This is a genomic window from Allobosea sp. R86505, from assembly GCF_042466375.1.
Taxonomy (GTDB): Bacteria; Pseudomonadota; Alphaproteobacteria; order Rhizobiales; family Beijerinckiaceae; genus Allobosea.
The window spans coordinates 1,244,905-1,262,965 of sequence record NZ_JAXHPY010000001.1; the positions used below are offsets into that span (position 1 = coordinate 1,244,905).

Genomic DNA, 18,061 nt, shown 5'->3' on the forward strand with positions numbered 1-18,061 from the left:
TATCTTCATGCGGATATTGACAGGTTTGTAATCCTCACTGTCAAGCGTGTCAGCGCGCCGCGGGTATGCTGCCGCGTCGGGTCACACGCGAGAGATGGCGTGCGCCGCGGCGATGACCAGCGCCGAGAAACGCGCGACCACCTCTTCGCGCCCGTAGCGAGAACAGGAAACCGCGACGTTGACGGCGCCCTCGGGCCGGCCGCGATGGTCGAGGATCGGCGCGGCGATCGACGCGTCGCCGAGATAGACCTCCTCGAAGGCGGTGGCGTAGCCCTGCGCGGCCGCCTGACGAATTTTCTCCCGGAGCGCATCGCGCTGCCAGGTCGTGGAAGGGGTGTAGGCCTTGAGGTCGGAAGCGTCGATCACCGCCATCGCTTCGTCCTCCGGCAGCCGCGAGAGCATGGCAATGCCCGGCGCGGTGCAATAGGCCGGCATGCGCGTGCCGATGATGACGTCGGTGTTGAGGACGTGGCGGCTCAGGAAGCGGGAGACGAAGATGATCTCGGTTGCGTCCCGCATCGTCAGGTTGACCGTCTCCTCGGTCTCCTTGCTGAGATGCATCAGATAGGGCATCGCGCGATCGACGAGCCGGCTGCCGCGGATGAAGTGATAGCCGAGGTCGAGCGTTTTCGCCGTCAGTTCGAAGCGCTTGGTCTCCGCGTTCTTGTGTAGATAGCCGAGCCTGGTCAGCGTATGGGTGAAGCGCTGCGCCGCGCTCAGGTCCATGCCGGTTTCCGCCGCGACCTGGGACAGGTTCAGGGTCTGGTGCTGGCGGCCGAAGGCGGAGAGCACCCGAAACGCCTTCTCGACCGAATTCACCATCAGCGCGCCGGACTTGTCGCGCGCGGGCTTGCCGCCGATGGGCGGTTCGACCGTCGTCGTGGTGTCCGCCATGCGGGGTTCGGTCAGGGACATCGCAGCTTCTCCTCGGCCGATCAATGGCGGCGACATGCGGCCTTGACAAGGTGGGGGATTCCCGGAGATCATTCAATAGAATTTATCGCATATCGATAGAAAGCCATCGGAGCGCCTTATGAAAGAATTCGTTCTCAGCGAGATCCGCGGTTCTGTCGGGATCCTGACGTTGAACCGCCCCGACAAGCTGAACGCCTGGAACGCGCCGATGCGGACCCGCCTCGTCGAGGCGCTGGACGAACTGGAGGCTAACGAGGCCGTGCGCGCCATCGTCCTCACCGGTGCGGGCGATCGCGCCTTCGGCGCCGGGCAGGATCTCAACGAGACCAAGACCTTCGATCCCGACCGCGCCGAGCTCTGGATGGGCGAGTGGGAGCGCATGTATGACCGGATCCGCTCGCTCTCGAAGCCGATCGTGGCGGCGCTCAACGGCGTCGCGGCGGGATCGGCCTTCCAGGTCGCGCTGCTCTGCGACCTGCGCATCGGCCATGACGGCGTCACCATGGGCCAGCCCGAGATCAACTCCGGCATCGCCTCGGTGACCGGCCCCTGGATCATGCGCGAGATGATCGGGATCGCCCGCACCATCGATCTCACCCTGACCGGGCGGATGATGGAGGCCGAGGAGTGCTTCCGGATCGGCCTGATCAACCGGATCGTCGCGAAGGAGAAGGTGATGGAGGCGTCGCTGGCGCTGGCGACGGAGCTCGCCGGAAAGCCGCCTGTCGCCATGCGGCTCAACAAGGCCCGCTTCCGCGAAGTCACCGAGGCGAGCTTCCGCGAATGCCTCGCGGCCGGCATCCGCAACCAGCGCGAGGCCTACGCGACGGGCGAGCCGGCCCGGATGATGGAGGAATTCCTCGCCAAGCGCGCTGCCAAGAAGAGCGCTTGAAGCGAGACCACCGGACGACCATGGGGAAAACGCGGAAAACCGCGTGAACGGGAGAGAACGATGACCAGCAGCACCATGACCAAACCCAGCCGCCGCCGCCTTCTGCAACTGGCCGGCGGCACGGCAGCAGGCGCGATGTTCGGGCCGGCCTTGATCGGGCGCGCCAGCGCCGCGACGCAGATCATCGTCGCCGATCCCGGTGGCCCCTTCGGCCCGGCCTTCCGCAAGGCCTTCTACGACCCCTTCGAGAAGGCGACCGGCAACAAGGTCGTCAACGTCGCCCGCGAAGCCGAGCCGACCGCCCAGTTCAAGGCGATGGTCGAGACCAAATCCTATACCTGGGACGTCTGCACGCTGACGCTCTCGGCGCGCGACATCCTCGCCGGCCAGGGCCTGCTCGATCCGATCGGCTTCACCCATGCCGACGTGCCCAAGCTGATGCCGGAGGCGATCTCGCCGCTGTTCATGGGCACGGATGTCTATTCGACCGTCTTCGCCTATCGCACGGACCGCGTGAAAAACGCGCCCGCGAGCTGGGCCGACTTCTTCAATGTCGAGAAGTTCCCGGGCCGGCGCGCGCTGCGCAAGAACCCGATCGACACGCTCGAGCAGGCGCTGCTCGCCGACGGCGTGCCGCTGGACAAGCTCTACCCGCTCGACGTCGACCGTGCCTTCAAGGTCCTCGACAAGATCAAGCCGCATGTCGCGGTGTGGTGGACGGGCGGCGCCCAGTCGACGCAGCTGCTCCAGAGCGGCGAGGTCGACATGCTGCCGGGCTGGAACGCCCGCCTGCAGGCGGCGATCGACGGCGGCACGCCCGCCAAGATCGTCTGGAACCAGGGACTCTACTCGATCGAGGGCTGGGCTCTGCCGAAGGGCGGCCCGAAGGCCGAGGTCTCCCGCCAGTTCGTGCGCTTCTGTTCGGACCCGAAGGCCCAGGCCCTCTTCACCGAGTTCCTGGCCTATGGCCCGACCAATCTCGACGCCTACCAGACGATCCCCGCCGAGCGCGCCAAGGTTCTGCCGACCTCGCCGGACAACCTGAAGCAGATGACGATCGCCAATGAGGGCTGGTGGAGCGCCAACCGCGCCAAGGTCTCGGAGCGCTTCAACTCCTGGCTCCTGACCTGATCGCGATGACCACGAGGACCGACACGCCCGGCGCCACGGCGAAGCTCGTCATCGATGGCTTGTGCAAGCGCTATGGCGCGACCACGGCCCTGGAGCCAAGCTCGCTCAGCGTCGCGGAGGGCGAGTTCCTCACCTTGCTGGGGCCTTCGGGCTCCGGCAAGACGACCTTGCTTCAGCTGATCTGCGGTCTGGTCGAAGCGAGCGAGGGCAGGGTGGTGATCGACGGGCGCGACCAGTCGCGCATGCCGGTCCATCAGCGCGACATCGGGCTCGTCTTCCAGCACTATGCCCTGTTCCCGCATCTGACAGTCGCCGAGAACATCGCCTTTCCGCTGAAGATGCGCGGGCGTCCCTCAGCCGAAATCGGGCAGCGCGTCGAGGATGCGCTGGCCATGGTCCATCTCGGCCATCTGGCGAAGCGCTTCCCGCGCGAGCTGTCGGGTGGGCAGCAGCAGCGCGTCGCGCTGGCGCGCTGCTTCGTCTACCAGCCCTCGATCATCCTGATGGACGAACCGCTCGGCGCGCTCGACAAGAAGCTGCGCGAGCACATGCAGATCGAGATCAAGCGGCTGCATCGCGAGAGCGGCGCGACGATCGTCTACGTCACGCATGATCAGGAGGAGGCGCTGGCGCTCTCCGACCGGATCTGCCTGATGAACCACGCGAAGATCGAACAGCTCGGCACGCCACGCGAGATCTATGAGCGGCCGCGCACCGCATTCGCCGCCGACTTCATCGGCATCTCCAACATCTTCCGCGGCCGCTGGGACGGGAATGGCGCGCTCGAGACGGCGAATGGGCGCTTCGCGCTCCCGCAGAATGCCGCGAGCCCGGGCGCGGAGCCCGCTCTGGTGATCCGACCCGAGCATCTGAAGATCGGCGCGCCCGACGGGAACGCCGTCACCGGCCGCGTCAGCGAAATCGTCTATGCCGGCTCCGAAACCCGCATCATCGCGACGCTGGCCGATGGCGGCCAACTCGTCCTGCGACTCGGCCCCGACGATACCGTGCCCCGCCTGCAGGAGCAGATCGTCGCCGGATGGGCCCGCGACCGGGCGGTCGTGGTCGCATGAGCGCCGTCGCGGCCCCGTCCCAGGCGAGGGAGACGCGTGCCTTCCGCCTCGGTGCACTCTGGCTCGCGGTGCCGGGCCTCGTCTTCCTGGCCGTCTTCTTCGTCTGGCCGGTGGCGCAGCTGCTCGGCCTGAGCCTGTTCGACCCCGACAGCGGCAAGCCCTCGATCGCGACCTATGAACGGATCGCGGCGACCGACGTCTATCTGCGCGTGCTCGGCATCACCTTCCGGATCGCGGGCTACACGGCGCTGTATTCGCTGCTGATCGGCTATCCGCTGGCCTACTGGCTGTCGCGCCTGCCCGACCTTTATCGCGGCCGCATGCTGCTCTTCGTCATGGTGCCGTTCTGGACGAGCTATCTCGTCAAGACCTTCGCCTGGATGATCGTGCTCGGCCGCAGCGGCATCATCAATTCGCTGGCGATGGGCTCTGGTGTCGTCGATCAGCCGCTGCCGCTGCTGCACAACGAATTCGGCGTCATGGTCGGCATGGTCCACGCCATGGTGCCGCTGGCGGTGATGACGATGCTGCCGGTGATGGCGGGCATCGACCGCCGCCTGGTCCAGGCGGCGCAGACGCTCGGCGCGTCGCCGGCCCATGCCTTCTGGCTGGTCTATTTCAAGCTGTCCCTGCCCGGCGTCGCCGCCGCGGGACTGCTCGTGTTCATCTCCTCGCTCGGCTTCTTCATCGTGCCGGCCTTCCTCGGCGGGCGCCGCGAGACGATGCTGGCGCAACTCATCATCACCCAGGTGCAGGAGCTGCTGAACTGGCCCTTCGCCGGCGCACTCGCCGCGATGATGCTGGCGGCGGCGCTGGTCTCCTGCTGGGTCTATGACCGGATCTTCGGCATCTCGACGATCGCCGGCGGTGCGGCGCAGGTCGGGACCGGGCGCATCCGCGATCTCGGCCTTGCCATTCTCGCCATGATTGCGCGCTTCGCAGGCACCCTATCGCGGCTCGCGCAGGCCCTGCTCGGGCGACGTGGCAGCGGGCTGATCCTGCCGGCCTTCGCCTGGCTCGCGATCGGCTTCCTCGTCCTGCCGACGCTGCTCGTCATCCCGCTCGCCTTCACCTCCTCGCAGTTCCTCGAGTTCCCGCCGCCGGGCTACGGCCTGTCCTGGTTCCGGACCTATTTCGACTCTCCGCTCTGGATCCAGGCGACGATCCGTTCCTTCGGTGTCGCCTTTGCCACCGCGATCGCAGCGACCGCCATCGGCGGGTTCACGGCGCTAGCGCTCGCCAACAGCCGCACGCGCTGGAGCGGGCTGATCTTCGCCTTCTTCCTCGCGCCGATGATCGTGCCGCGCATCGTCATCGCGGTGGGGCTGTTCTACCTCTTCGCGCGCATCGGGCTGGTGGCGACCGATCTCGGCCTGATCATCGGCCACACCGTGCTCGCCATCCCCTTCACGCTGGTCACCATGGCGGCCGTGCTCAAGGGCTACGACCAGCGGCTCGACCAGGCGGCGGCGACGCTGGGGGCCAACCGGCTGAAGACGCTGACCGGCGTCACCATCCCTCTCGTCAAGGGCGGCCTCGTCGCGGCTTTCCTGTTCGCCTTCATCACGTCCTTCGACGAGCTGACCATCGCGATCTTTATCAGCGGCGGCGTTAAGACGACATTGCCCAAGCAGATGTGGGACGACATGATCCTGCAACTCAACCCGACGCTCGCGGCGGTGTCCGTGGTCGTCTTCGTCGTGGTGACGGTGATGCTGCTGGTGGCAGAACGCTTCCGCTCTTCGTCCTCTTCCGCCTCCTGACATCGCGCGAACCGACCGACCATGACTTCCAGAGACGATTCCGGCTTTGTCGACCTCCTGACGCAGTTCGCCGCCCGCGACCCCGGGAGGGTCTATGCGCGCTATTGCGGCGAGCCCGTCACCTACGGCAAAATCGAGCGCAGTTCCTCGGCCTTCGCCGCGCATCTGCGGGCGCGGGGCCTGAAGCCGGGAGACCGCGTCGCCGTGATGATGCGCAATTCCGTCGCGGCCATCGCCGTCGTCTTCGGCCTGGCGCGGGCCGGGGTGGCCTGGGTTCCGGTGAACGCCCAGCAGCGCGGCGAGGGGCTGCGCTATCTGCTGACCCATTCGCAACCGAAGCTCGTCGTCGCCGACGAGGATCTCGCGGCGCTGGTGACGGAGGCGCTGGCGGAGGCTGGCGCGCCGCCGCTGCTGCGCCAGGGCCCCGAGCTCGACCGCATCCTCGCCGAGCCGGCGGTGTTCGACGAGCCGGCCCCCGCGCCCGACGCCGTCTTCGCCGTCATGTACACCTCGGGCACGACGGGACGGCCCAAGGGCGTCGTCGTCTCGCACCGCATGTTGCGGCTGGCCGCCGAGGGCGTCGGCCGCGTCTCCGCGGCGAAGCCGGGCGAGGTCTTCTTCGTCTGGGAGCCGCTCTACCACATCGGCGGGGCGCAGCTGCTGCCGCTACCGATGATCCGCGACGTGACGCTGGCCATGGTCGACCGCTTCAGCGCCAGCCGCTTCTGGAGCCAGGTCAAGGCCGAGGGCGCGACCCATATCCACCATCTCGGCGGCATCCTGCAGATCCTGCTGAAGCAGCCCGAGAGCCCGCTCGATCGCACGCATGGTGTCCGGATCTCCTGGGGCGGCGGCTGCCCGGCCGACATCTGGCCGCTGTTTCGCGATCGCTTCGGCATCGAAATCCGCGAATGCTACGGGATGACGGAAGCCTCCAGCATCACCACCTGCAACGACAACGGCGTCGTGGGATCCGTGGGCAAGCCCATGCCCTGGTTCACGGTCAGGCTGTTGCGGACGGACGGCACGCCGGTCGCTGTCGGTGAGCGCGGCGAGATCGTCGTCGAAACCGATATCCCAGGCGCGATCTTTCCCGGCTATCTCGACAATCCCGAGGCGACCGCCAAGGCGCTGCGCGGCGGCGCGCTCCACACCGGCGATCTCGGCTCCTGGGACGAGGCCGGCAACCTCTTCTTCCATGGCCGCATGACCGACAGCGTCCGCTGCAAGGGCGAGAACGTCTCTGCCTGGGAGGTCGAGCATGTCGCGGCCGAGCATGAGGACATCGAGGACTGCGCCATGATCGGCGTCGCGTCGGATGTCGGCGAGCAGGACATCAAGCTCTTCGTCAAGCCGCGCGAGGGGGCGACGATCGATCCCGCCGCGCTCTCGGACTGGCTCGCCGCCCGGCTCGCGCCCTATCAGAACCCGCGCTACATCGCCTTCGTCGACGAGTTCGAGCGCACGGCCAGCCAGCGCATCATGAAGCACAAGCTCTCCCCCCGGCTCGATGACGCCTGGGACCGCAGCGCGCCTGTGATGGCGAGCTGAGATGGCCGGCTGCGACATCCTGATCTCCGGCACGGGCGGCTTCGCCGCGCGCATCGCCTTCGACATCGCCGCAACAGCCCGCGAACCGGTCGGGATCGTGATCGCAGGCCGCAACGCCGAACGTCTGAACTGGCTGCGGACCGCCGCCAACGCCCGCGCCGCACTCTTCGGTACCCCGGCGCGTTTCACGGTCCACGGGGTCGATCTGCTGGCGACCGACGCATCAGACCAGGTGCTGGCGGCAACCGGTCCGCGCATCGTCGTGCAGGCGGCCTCGATCCAGACCTCGCAGGTCATCGCCCAGAGCGGCAACGCCTGGACGCGGCTCGTGGCCGAGGGCGGGCTGAGCGCCACCGCCGTGTTCCAGGCCTTGATCAGTTCGCGCATGGCGGCGGCCATCACCCGCAGCGGCCAGCCGGTGACGCTGGTCAATTGCAGCTTCCCGGACGTGGTCAACGGCATGATCCGGGCCATGGGCCACGACGTCGCCGGCGGCATGGGCAATGTCGCGATCCTGTCCAACGTCTTCACCGGCTCGCGGGCGACGCCGGCCGGGGCGCAGATCAAGGTTCTGGCGCATTATCAGAATCTGGCCGCCTGGCGCCGAAAGCCGCAGGACCGCCACGCGCGGCCTCCGCGCGTCTGGCTCGACGGCGAGGAGGTGGTCGACGTCTACGCCCGCTTCGCCGACATCCAGCTCACACCGGAGCCGGTGATCGAGATTTCCGGGGCAAGCGGTGTTCCGATGCTGCTCGCGATGGCCGCCGGCCGGTCCTGGCGGGGGCATGTGCCCGGGCCCAACGGCCTGCCCGGTGGTTATCCGGTCCGGCTCACGGGCGGGACGCTGGACCTCGACCTTCCGGAGGGCGTGACGGAAGCGGAGGCGGTCGCCTGGAATGCCTCGTTCGAGGAGAGCAACGGGCTCGTCGTCCGGCCCGACGGTCGTGTCCTGTTCACCGGCCTCCTCGGCGACAGGATCGCCGGCCATGTTCCCGCGTTGCGCGACGGCTTTTCCGTGCGGGACCTCGAGCCCGTCTGCGATGTGCTGCTGCAACTGAGATCGGAGCTGGAGCAGGCCTGACGCTGCAGCTGGGCCGGGTGGTCGCAAAAGACGCGTCCGGCCGATCGTCGCGCAACCGCAGACGGCCTCTTCGTCGCGCGGTCGCGCTTCGCAAATCTCCCGGGCGACGTCGATCCTCGGGGCCGTGCCGCACGATTTGACCTGTCTCGCGGGCTGCGGGCGGGCTAGAAGCGGCCGCTCATGACAACGCCCGCGCCTTTCACTGACCCGTCCGTCTCCCGTTCCGCGTGGATCTCAGAGGCGGTTTCGATGCTCCGGCTCGGCTGGCCGCTGGTTCTGACGAACCTCGCGCAGACCGCGATGACCGCCACCGACGTGCTGATGATGGGCCGGCTCGGGCCCGAGGCGCTGGCCGCCGGGGCGCTGGGGTCCAACCTCTATATGGCGGTGCTGATCTTCGGCATCGGGGTGATGGCGGCGGTCGCGCCGATGCTGTCGATCGAACTCGGCCGCAACCGCCATGCGGTGCGCGAGATCCGGCGCACGGTGCGGCAGGGGTTCTGGGCGGCGGCGACCCTGGTCGGACCGATGTGGCTGTTCCTCTGGCAGGCCGAGGCGGTGCTGGCGCTGATGGGGCAGGATCGCGGGCTGGCGGCCGCGGCCGGCAGCTATATGCGCGCGCTGCAATGGAGCCTGCTGCCGTTCTTCTTCTATCTCGTGCTGCGAGGCTTCGTGGCGGCGCTGCAGCGGCCGCTCGTGGCCATGCTGGTGGTTCTGGCGGCGGTGCTGTTCAACGCCTTCGCCAACTGGGTGCTGATGTTCGGCCGGCTCGGCTTTCCGGCGCTCGGGCTGTTCGGTTCGGGGCTGGCGACCTCGCTGTCCTCCACCCTGATGTTCGCGGGGCTGGCCTGGCTGGTGATGCGCGACCGTCAGTTCCGGCGCTTCCGGCTGTTCGGGCGGTTCTGGGTGGCGGACTGGCCGCGCTACCGGGCCTTCTGGCGGCTGGGCCTGCCGATCGGCGCGGCCCTGGCCTTCGAGGTTCTGATCTTCAACGGCGCCGCCTTCCTGATGGGGCTGATCAGTTCGACCGCGCTGGCCGCCCATGCCATCGCGATCCAGATCGCCTCGCTGACCTTCATGGTGCCGATGGGGATCGGCCAGGCGGCCACGGTGCGCGTCGGGCGGGCCTTCGGCGCGGGGGATCGCGAGGGCATCCGCAGGGCCGGCGTGGTGGCGATCATCCTCGGCGTCGGCTTCATGGCGCTGACGGCGCTGGTGATGTGGCTTTCGCCGCACTGGCTGGTCCGGCCGTTTCTGGATCTGGAGCGGCCGGGCGCGATTGAGGTCGCAGCGCTGGCGATGCATTTCCTGGTCTTTGCCGCGATCTTCCAGATCGTCGACGGGGCGCAGGTCGTCGGCTCCTGCCTGCTGCGCGGGCTCGGCGATACGCGGATCCCGATGCTCTATGCCGGTCTGGGCTACTGGGTGTTCGGCCTGCCGCTGTCGATCGCGCTCGGCTTCGGTACGCCGCTCGCCGGCAGCGGCATCTGGATCGGTCTGGCGGTCGCGCTGGCGCTGGTCGCGGCACTGATGCTGGGGCGCTGGTGGGCGAGGGAACGGCTCGGGCTGATGCCGCCGGACATGGGTCCTGCCTCCGGCGGCGACCGGAGCTGAGCCCGCAACGGAATCCTCCCACGTGGGTCGCCCCGGGGGCGTGAGCGCGCGGTTCCCGGGATCAGGCCTGGCGCAGGGAGCGTCCCGTGCCGGGCCGGGCGAGGAGCTGCCCGTCCTGCGCCAGGCAGGTTCCGCGCAGGAAGGTCATCGCGGCGCGGCCGATGGTTTCGCGGCCCTCGAAGGGCGTGACCTTGCCCTTGGACTGGAAGGTCGCGCCACGGATCGGCGCGCGATGGTCGAGATCGAGCAGGACGAGATCGGCATCGGCGCCTACCAGCAGGGCGCCCTTGCGCGGCCAGAGCCCGAAGGCGCGTGCGGGGGCTTCGCAGGCGAGGCGGACATAGTGCTGCAGCGTCAGCCGGCCGGCGGCGACCTCCGTCAGCATCAGGCGCATTGAGGTCTCGACGCCCGGGAAGCCCGGCGAGGTCTCCCAGATCGAGGCGCGCTGCTTTTCCTCGGAAGGATGCGGGGCGTGGTCGGTTGAGATCATGTCGATGGTGCCGTCGAGCACGGCGGCCCAGAGGGCTTCGGCATGGCCGGCCTCGCGCACCGGCGGCTTGACGCGGAGCGCATTGCCGCCGGCCCGCTCGGCGTCGTCCATGCTCAGCAACAGGTAATGCGGGCAGGTCTCGGCGGTGATGGCGACGCCGCGCCGCTTGGCCGCCGCGATCACGGGCAAGGCGTGCCGGCAGTTCTCATGGGCGATGTGGACCTTGCAGCCCGTCCATTCCGCAAACAGGGCGATGCGCTGCACGGCCTCGACGGTAGCGATGTCGGCATGCTGGGCGAGATGGGCAGCGAGGTCGTCGCGACCGGCGGCCTTCATCTGCGCGCCGCGCCAGGTCAGGATCGGCGTGTTCTCGGCATGGACGGTGCAGCGCAGCCCGGTCTCGCGGATCAGGGCCAGCGCATCGAGCACCGCGCCGTCATTCGGGCAGGGGACGAGCGGGTTGTCACTGCCGAGGAAAAGCTTGAAGGCGCTGGCGCCGGCCTGCGCCATCGGCTGCAGATCGGCGAGATTGGCTTCGCCGACATAGCCGTAGACGCCGAAATCGACATGGGCTTGGCGGGCGGCGATGGCGATCTTTTCGCGCACCGCGGCGGCATTTGCCGTCGGCGGGTTGGTGTTGGGCATGTCGAAGATCGTGGTGACACCGCCGACGGCTGCGGCGGCGGTGGCCGTCGCCCAGGTCTCCTTGTGCGAGAAGCCGGGCTCGCGGACATGGGTATGGACGTCGAGCGCGCCGGGGATGAGCGGGCGCCCGCCGGCCTCGATTACCCGGCGGGCGGAGGGCATGGCGTCGCCATGACCGATCGCGACGATGCGGCCATCGTCCACGGCGACGGCGCCATGGCGGCTGGCCTCGGGGGAGACGAGCAGCGCATCGCGGATGACGAGGTCGACGGTCGCGCTCATGGGTCGGCCTTGCTCATGGGACGGCTTTGGCGATGGCGTCGGCCGCCGCGAAGAGATCGGCGTTGCGCCGGCGCAGGCTCGCCTCCATCGCCTCGATCTCGCCGAGGACGGCCGGCGCGTCGAAGGTCGTGATGCGGCCCTGGTCGAGCACGACGCGTCCGTCGACGATCGCGGTCGTCACGGCTGCGCCCGTCTCGGCGAAGACGAGTTGCGAGGCGGCGTCGTTGAGCGGGCGCCACCAGGGCGCGTCGAGACGGTAGAGCACGATGTCGGCGAGTTGCCCGGGCGCAATTTCGCCGAGCCGGCCAGAGAGGCGCAGCGCGCGGGCCCCCTCCACCGTCGCCATGCGCATGGTGTCGCGGGCGGTGACCCATTGCCGCCGCACGGGCAGGTCGGAGCGGTGCAGCAGTGCGGCGGCGCGCATCGCCTCCTGCATCACGAGGTTGTCGTTGGCGCCCGAGCCGTCGGTGCCGAGCGCGATCGGCACGCCCGCCGCCAGCATTTCCGGCGTCCGCATCCGCCCCGTGCCGATGCGGGCATTGCTCTCGGGATTGTGGACGGCGATGGCCTGGCGCCGCGCCATCAGGGCGATGTCGGCCTCGTCGAGCCAGATCGCATGGGCGCAGGACCAGCGGTCGGAGAGGATGCCGAGGCGTTCGAGATGGGCGACCGTGCTCTCGCCATAGCGCTCCCGCGCGATCCGCGCCTGGGCCTTCGTCTCCAGCAGATGGGTGTGGATGGGCAGGTCGTGGCGCTGCGCCAGCTCGGCGCAGAAGAGCAGCGCCTCGTCGCTGCAGCGATCCGGGTTGGAAGGGGCCGGGCAGAGGCCGATACGCCCGGCGCGGCCGTGCCAGCGCATGACGAGATCGGGCATCTGCTCGCGCAGCTCGGCGAGCGGATGCGGCGCCAGCAGCCCGGAGCCGCTGACCAGCGCTGCGACCGAGGCCGGCACCTCGATGCCGGCGGGGATGATGTCGGAAAAGACCCCGTCGAAGAAGCGCATGCCCAGCGTCGTGCGCAGGCCGGTCTCCTCCCAGGCCGCGAGCACGGCGTCCATCTCCGCCGTGCTGAAGCGCTGTCCGGGGAAATGGTCGATCAGCGCGGTCGTGCCGGTCGTCAGCATCTGGACGGCACAGAGCAGCACGGCGAGGCGGATCTCGTCGGCCGTGCGGCGCGAGGTGTGGGCCTGAGTCAGCCACATGAAGGCGGGGTGGCTCAGCCCGTCGGCGAAGCCCGACATGGTGCCCGACTGGGAGTGCATATGCGCGTTGATCAGGCCCGGCGCCGCGAGCAGGCCGCTTCCATCGATCTCGCGCGTGATGCCGCCGTGCGGCTGCGGCGGCACTTCGCCGACGGCGACGATGGTATTGCCGCGGATCAGGATGTCGCCCAGCGGCGTGTCGTGCGAGGCGGCGCCGGCCAGGATGCGCGCGCCGCGGATCAGGAGCGTTGTGTCCGTCATGGCGCCCCCTGCAGGTCGACCGGCGTGCCCAGGCCGCGGACCAGCGCCTGCGTCACCAGGGCGTCTGCCAGCAGCACGTCCTGGAGCGGCAGGCCCATCGACTTGAAGACCGTGACGTCGGCGCCGGGGCTGAACGGCAGCGCGCGCTCCGGCAACGCGCCGATCTCGCCGCGGATGCGGGCGGGGTCGAGCGCGCCCGAGGCCTGCGCCCGGACAAGGTCGCCCGCCTTGGCGAAGGCGTCCTTGCGAGCGTCGAGATAGATGTCGGCCCGGCGGATCAGATCGTCATCGGCCTCGCGGGCGCCCGGGCGGTTGGCGCCGCCGAGCACGATGCAGGCGCCCGGCCGAACAGCCTTGCCGGGGAAGACGGGCTCCTCGGAGGTCGTGACGGTGACGACGATCTCGCTTTCGGCGACCACCTCGGCCGGCGTCGCGGCGGTGATCAGCTCGACATCGGCCAAGGCGGGCTCGCCGGCCAGGGTCGCGGCGAGGGCCGTCAGGCGCTGCGGCGAACGGCCGACCAGATAGAGCCGTGTCAGCGAGGGCCGCACGATCTTGAGATAGAGCGCCGCGAGCGGGGCGCTGCGACCCGCGCCGAAGAGGGCCGCGGTGGCGGCGCCGGGTGCGGCGAGGCGATCGATGCCGGCGGCGAAACCCGCCGCGGTGCGGTGTTCGTTGAAGAGACCGGCGGAGATCAGCGCCCGCGGCTCGGCAAGGCTCCAGTCCCACAGCGTCAGCAGGCTCGCCCAGCGGCGTGGCGCGTCGGGTCCGTCGGGATAGGCATGGACGTTGCTCTTGATCGTCAGCGTCCGCGGCCCGGCGCTGCCGGTGAGCAGCAGGCAGCCGCGCCGGGGATCATCCGCCCGCAGGTCGCCGCGCAGCGCCTCGCCATGGCCCGCTGCCGCGAGCCGGAAGGCCTCCGCCGCCAGCGCAACCGCTTCCGCAGGGTCGAGGAGGGCGCGGATATCGGCCTCGCTCAGCACGATCATGTCGGGCTTGTCCGTTCGCAGGCCGGCAGGGGGCAGAGAGGCCGGGCGCTCTCGTCACGCCCGGCCAGGATCGTCGCTCGGTGGTGCGACAACTCAGCTCTTGGGCGCCGGCATCTTGCGCTCGGCCTGCGGCGGCAGGAAGGAGCGGTTGAAGACCTCCTCGACCTTCGGCGTGCTCTTCAGATCGAAGGCCTCGCGAATCTGGGCGATCGCCTTGGTCATGCGTTCGTCGGAGACGTCGCCGGCGCCGAGCTTTTCGGTTTCCGGCGTCAGCATATGCGCCTTGTAGGTGAACTCGATGCGCTTGGCCTCGATATCGGCGTTCACCGTGGGCTCGACGCGGTTCATCACCTTGCCGCCCTCGGCGGGGTTGGCAGCGAGTTCGAGCATCGCCTTGTTGATCGCCCGGACCAGGCCGGCGACGGCCTTGGGGTTCTCCTTGACCAGCTTCTGCGAGACCATCACGCCGTTCGAATAGGACGCGATGCCGTGGTCGGAATACATGATGAACTTGTAGTCCTTGTCGGGGTTCAGCTTCATCCCGATCAGGTTCATGTAGGAGGTCACGGTGAAGACGAAGCCACCGTCGACCTGGCCCTGGACCATCATCATCTCCTGGACGGAGGGGGTGATGTTGACGACCTCGATCTTGCTGGCGTCGATGCCGTTGAGCTTGGCGAAGATCGGGAACAGCCGGTGCGTCGCCGAGCCCGCCGGCGAGGTCAGCTTGCGGCCTTCGAGGTCCTTCAGCGTCTTGATCGGCCCGTCCGCCTTGTGGATGATCGCGAAGGGCGCCTTGTTGTAGATCATGTAGACCATCACCGGCTGCTCGCCGGGCTTGTTCACGGCCTGCTGGATGATCGCGTTCATGTCGCCGAAGCCGGCGTCATAGGCACCGCCCATGATGCGGGTCACGGTCGCGGCCGAGCCGTCGCCCTGGTCGATGGTGACGTCGAGCCCCTCGGCGGCGAAATAACCCTTCTCCTTGGCGTAGAAATACCAGGAGTGGACGCCCTGATATTTCCAGTCGAGCGTGAAGCGGATCTTGGTCGGCGCCTGGGCGAGGGCCGGCGTGGCGAGGCCGATCGACGCGCCGAAAGCGGCGGCGAGCACGGATTTCAGGAACTGGCGGCGCATGGCGGCTCCTTCGCAGAGGGGGCGGGCGGATCGGTCGCGTGCGGCTCCGGTTGCGAAGCGGCCGGCGGGGACGCCGCCGGCTCGTCTCGGGGTGGAACGGGAGCCGTCCGCTCAGGAGATCACGCTAGGCCGGGCGCAGCGGTGACGTCTTGTGCTGAGTTCTTGCCGCAGCGCTGCAAAAAACGCAGCGGTGCCTGGCGCCCGTGCGAAGGTGGGTCGGCGGCACGGAGGGCCGCCTTGCCTCGGCTGGTTTCTGGATCGAAGTCGTGGGCAGGACTCAGCCGGCCAGGGCCGCGAGCTTGCCGAGATCGACATTCGCGCCGCAGACCAGTACGCCCAGACGCTCGCCCGGCTTCGGCCGGTAGGCGCCGCAGAGCAGCGCACCAAGAGCCGCCGCGCCGCCGGGCTCGACCGCCAGCCGGAAATCGCGCCACAGGGTCACCTGCGCCCCGGTGATGGCCTCGTCGGGGACCAGTACGACGTGGTCGACCGTATCCTTGCAGACGGCGTGGACGAGCGGGCCGACGTTGCGGGCGCCGAGCGAATCGGCGGCCACCGAGGCGACCTCGACCTGCACTGGCCCGCCGGCCTCGAGTGCGGCCTGGAGCGCGCGCGAACCCGCCGGCTCGACGCCGACGACCTTGACCTTCGTGCCCGCAAACCAGGCGGCGATGCCGGAGATCAGCCCGCCACCGCCGACCGCAACCAGCACGGTGTCGAGATCGGGCTCCTGCTCCTGCCATTCGCGGCCGAGCGTGCCCTGGCCGGCGATGGTCTCCTTGGCTGCGAAGGGGTGGATCTTGAGGGCGCCGGTCTCGGCGACGAAGCGGTCGCAGGCGGCTTGCGCGTCATCATATTGCGCGCCGCCGATCACGACCTCGGCGCCGAAGCGGCGGATCGCCTCGATCTTCGGCGGCGGCGAAATCTCGGGGACGAAGATCGTCGCCTTCACGCCGCGGGCGCGGGCCGCATAGGCGACCGCGGCGCCATGGTTGCCGCCCGAGGCCGCGGCGACGCCGGCTGCAGGCACATCCAGCGAGAGCAGGTTGTTGAAGGCGCCCCGCGTCTTGAACGAGCCGGCATGTTGCAGGCATTCCAGCTTCAGCGAGCTGTCCGCGTCCGAACCGAAGGCGCCGATGCCAAGGCCCATGACCGGGGTGACGCGGGCATGGCCGGCGATGCGCTGCGCGGCCGCCTCGATCATCGGGCGCGGGACGGGGTTCTCGGTCATGGCGGTGTCCTGTGGCGGCAGGCGATCGGGCCGATAGCTCCAGATCGCGATCGGTATCCCGTGGCTATCGTGTCCCGGCGGCTCGGGGAAGGGGCGTCCGCGCCCGGCGGCGATGTGCCGGGCGACGACCAGGGCGGCGAGCGCATCGAGGGCATCGTCGGCGCCGGCGCCTCGCGGCGGACGGGCCTGGACGGTCTCATGCGGCAGCCCCTGGGCGATCAGGAGGGCGCGGCGCTCGGCCATGCCGGACTCGTTGATCCGCCCCTTGATCTTCTTGGGATGGGCGAGGGGGCCACCGCGCATGGTGGCGAAGGCGAGTTCGGGATGGATTTCTAACACACGCTGTCGAAGGTTAGTCTCGGTCCGTAAAAGCGTGTCGATCTCGCGAATTTTGCCGAATAAGCAGAATGCCTGGATCGAACATGCAGCTCCGACAGTGGATGTTGCTCGAGCGACAACATTGGTTGCAGCGTGAGCCGCTAGCAGCTCAGTCAAGCCCTTCCACGGACGCGTCACCGCCTCAAGAGCTTGTCGGGATGGCATGTCGAAGACGGCGTTCCCCAGACGTCCGAGCAAGGGCTTTATGAGTTGTTCGGGGCCTCGGCTTTTGCCGATCTCATCCGGGAAGCCAATTGGCATGTCGACCGCTACGATCGACGGTTCAAACTCGCTGCTCAGCATTTCCTCGAAGTTGCGAAAGCAGCGGATCGCCGGGGTCGCCCGAAACTCGGGGTCGCTGAAGGCCGCGATCCAGCCGCCCTTGCACCCGTCGACGCCCGCGATCCAACCCATCGTCCCGCCTTCCTCATGCGACCTTCGCAGAACTGACCTTGCCGGCGCTTCGCGTCTAGTGTGCAGTGCAGCGAGGATTGGCCGGGGGCAGGCCCTCCGGCGCCAGGAGAGACCCATGTCGACCATCAGTCCCCGCCGCAGCGTGCTCTACATGCCGGGCTCGAATGCCCGCGCCCTCGAAAAGGCCCGCGAGATCGCCGCGGACGCCCTGATCCTGGATCTCGAGGACGCCGTCGCCCCGGAGGCCAAGGCGGCGGCCCGCGAGCAGGTCTGCGCGGCCGTCAAGGCCGGGGGCTATGGCCGGCGCGAACTCGTGATCCGGACCAATGGCGTCGATACGGAGTGGTTCAAGGACGATCTCGGCGCGGCGGTCGAAGCCAATCCGGATGCGATCCTGATCCCCAAGGTGTCGACGCCGGAGACGCTCGAACAGATCGGCGCGCAGCTCGACGGCCTTTGGGCGCAGCCGACGCTGCAGGTCTGGGCGATGATCGAGACGCCGCTCGCCATTCTCCACGCCGAGGCGATCGCGCGGGCCGCGCGTGATCCGCGCAGCCGCTTGAGCTGCTTCGTGCTGGGAACGAACGATCTCGCCAAGGAGACCCGCGCCCGCTTCGTGCCCGGCCGGGCACCGATGCTGCCCTGGCTCACCAGCGCGATCCTGGCGGCACGGGCGCATGGCCTCGACATTCTCGACGGCGTCTACAACGACCTCAAGAACGAGGACGGGTTCAAGGCCGAATGCGAGCAGGGGCGCGATCTCGGCTTCGACGGCAAGACGCTGATCCACCCGGCGCAGGTCGGCACCGCCAATGCCGTCTTCGCGCCTGATGAAACCGAGCTCACCCAGGCGAAGGCGATCATCGCCGCCTTCGCGCTGCCGGAAAACCAGGGCAAGGGCGCGATCCAGCTCGGCGGGCGGATGGTCGAGCTGCTGCATGCCGAGATGGCCAAGCGCGTGGTCGCGCTCAGCGAGGCGATCGGAGGTTAGTCCCTCCGTCGCGCTGGGAGAC

At 68.9% G+C, this 18,061-nt stretch carries 14 protein-coding genes; 8 read left to right on the forward strand and 6 right to left on the reverse strand.

Annotated elements, in window-relative coordinates; all coding sequences use genetic code 11:
* Positions 1-81: 81 nt before the first annotated feature.
* Entirely contained in the window at positions 82-915 is an 834-nt protein-coding gene (locus tag SJY11_RS05995; protein WP_376985621.1) for an IclR family transcriptional regulator, read from the reverse strand.
* A 118-nt stretch (positions 916-1,033) separates the two neighbouring features.
* On the opposite strand from SJY11_RS05995, the gene SJY11_RS06000 reads away from it, so the two are divergent.
* From SJY11_RS06000 to SJY11_RS06030, 7 genes are all read left to right on the forward strand, one after another.
* Positions 1,034-1,807 (forward strand): enoyl-CoA hydratase/isomerase family protein, encoded by a 774-nt coding sequence (locus tag SJY11_RS06000; RefSeq protein ID WP_376985623.1) that lies wholly within the window; start codon positions 1,034-1,036, stop codon positions 1,805-1,807.
* 60 nt (positions 1,808-1,867) lie between these two features.
* Positions 1,868-2,938, forward strand: coding sequence for an ABC transporter substrate-binding protein (locus SJY11_RS06005; protein ID WP_376985624.1), 1,071 nt, complete (start codon positions 1,868-1,870; stop codon positions 2,936-2,938).
* Positions 2,939-2,943: 5 nt separating this feature from the next.
* Positions 2,944-4,011 carry an ABC transporter ATP-binding protein gene (locus SJY11_RS06010; protein WP_376985626.1) on the forward strand — a complete coding sequence of 356 codons (1,068 nt, stop codon included), beginning with the start codon at positions 2,944-2,946 and terminating at the stop codon, positions 4,009-4,011.
* On the forward strand, positions 4,008-5,774 hold the full coding sequence (locus SJY11_RS06015; RefSeq protein WP_376985628.1) for an ABC transporter permease subunit: 1,767 nt from the start codon (positions 4,008-4,010) through the stop codon (positions 5,772-5,774). The genes SJY11_RS06010 and SJY11_RS06015 overlap by 4 nt, the downstream gene beginning before the upstream one ends.
* Positions 5,775-5,795: 21 nt before the next feature.
* Positions 5,796-7,325: a class I adenylate-forming enzyme family protein gene (locus SJY11_RS06020; RefSeq protein WP_376985630.1), complete on the forward strand. Its 1,530-nt coding sequence runs from the start codon at positions 5,796-5,798 to the stop codon at positions 7,323-7,325.
* Position 7,326: 1 nt separating this feature from the next.
* Positions 7,327-8,406: a hypothetical protein gene (locus SJY11_RS06025; RefSeq protein WP_376985632.1), complete on the forward strand. Its 1,080-nt coding sequence runs from the start codon at positions 7,327-7,329 to the stop codon at positions 8,404-8,406.
* 180 nt (positions 8,407-8,586) lie between these two features.
* Positions 8,587-10,020, forward strand: coding sequence for an MATE family efflux transporter (locus tag SJY11_RS06030; protein WP_376985634.1), 1,434 nt, complete (start codon positions 8,587-8,589; stop codon positions 10,018-10,020).
* A 61-nt stretch (positions 10,021-10,081) separates the two neighbouring features.
* Here SJY11_RS06030 and SJY11_RS06035 read toward each other — a convergent pair whose 3' ends face one another.
* From SJY11_RS06035 to SJY11_RS06055, 5 genes are all read right to left on the reverse strand, one after another.
* Positions 10,082-11,437: a dihydroorotase gene (locus SJY11_RS06035; RefSeq protein ID WP_376985636.1), complete on the reverse strand. Its 1,356-nt coding sequence runs from the start codon at positions 11,435-11,437 to the stop codon at positions 10,082-10,084.
* A 13-nt stretch (positions 11,438-11,450) separates the two neighbouring features.
* The gene (locus tag SJY11_RS06040) at positions 11,451-12,899 is read right to left on the reverse strand and encodes an amidohydrolase family protein (protein WP_376985638.1); all 1,449 of its coding nucleotides are present in this window, start codon (positions 12,897-12,899) and stop codon (positions 11,451-11,453) included.
* Positions 12,896-13,888, reverse strand: a complete 993-nt coding sequence (locus SJY11_RS06045) for an ornithine cyclodeaminase family protein (protein ID WP_376985640.1) — start codon at positions 13,886-13,888, stop codon at positions 12,896-12,898. Before SJY11_RS06045 ends, SJY11_RS06040 begins: the two co-directional genes overlap by 4 nt.
* 93 nt (positions 13,889-13,981) lie before the next feature.
* Positions 13,982-15,025 (reverse strand): ABC transporter substrate-binding protein, encoded by a 1,044-nt coding sequence (locus SJY11_RS06050; RefSeq protein WP_376985642.1) that lies wholly within the window; start codon positions 15,023-15,025, stop codon positions 13,982-13,984.
* A gap of 277 nt (positions 15,026-15,302) precedes the next feature.
* Positions 15,303-17,174 carry a serine/threonine dehydratase gene (locus tag SJY11_RS06055; RefSeq protein WP_376985644.1) on the reverse strand — a complete coding sequence of 624 codons (1,872 nt, stop codon included), beginning with the start codon at positions 17,172-17,174 and terminating at the stop codon, positions 15,303-15,305.
* On the opposite strand from SJY11_RS06055, the gene SJY11_RS06060 reads away from it, so the two are divergent.
* Positions 17,164-18,039: an HpcH/HpaI aldolase/citrate lyase family protein gene (locus tag SJY11_RS06060; protein WP_376985646.1), complete on the forward strand. Its 876-nt coding sequence runs from the start codon at positions 17,164-17,166 to the stop codon at positions 18,037-18,039. The genes SJY11_RS06055 and SJY11_RS06060 overlap by 11 nt on opposite strands.
* The last annotated feature ends 22 nt before the right edge of the window (positions 18,040-18,061 follow it).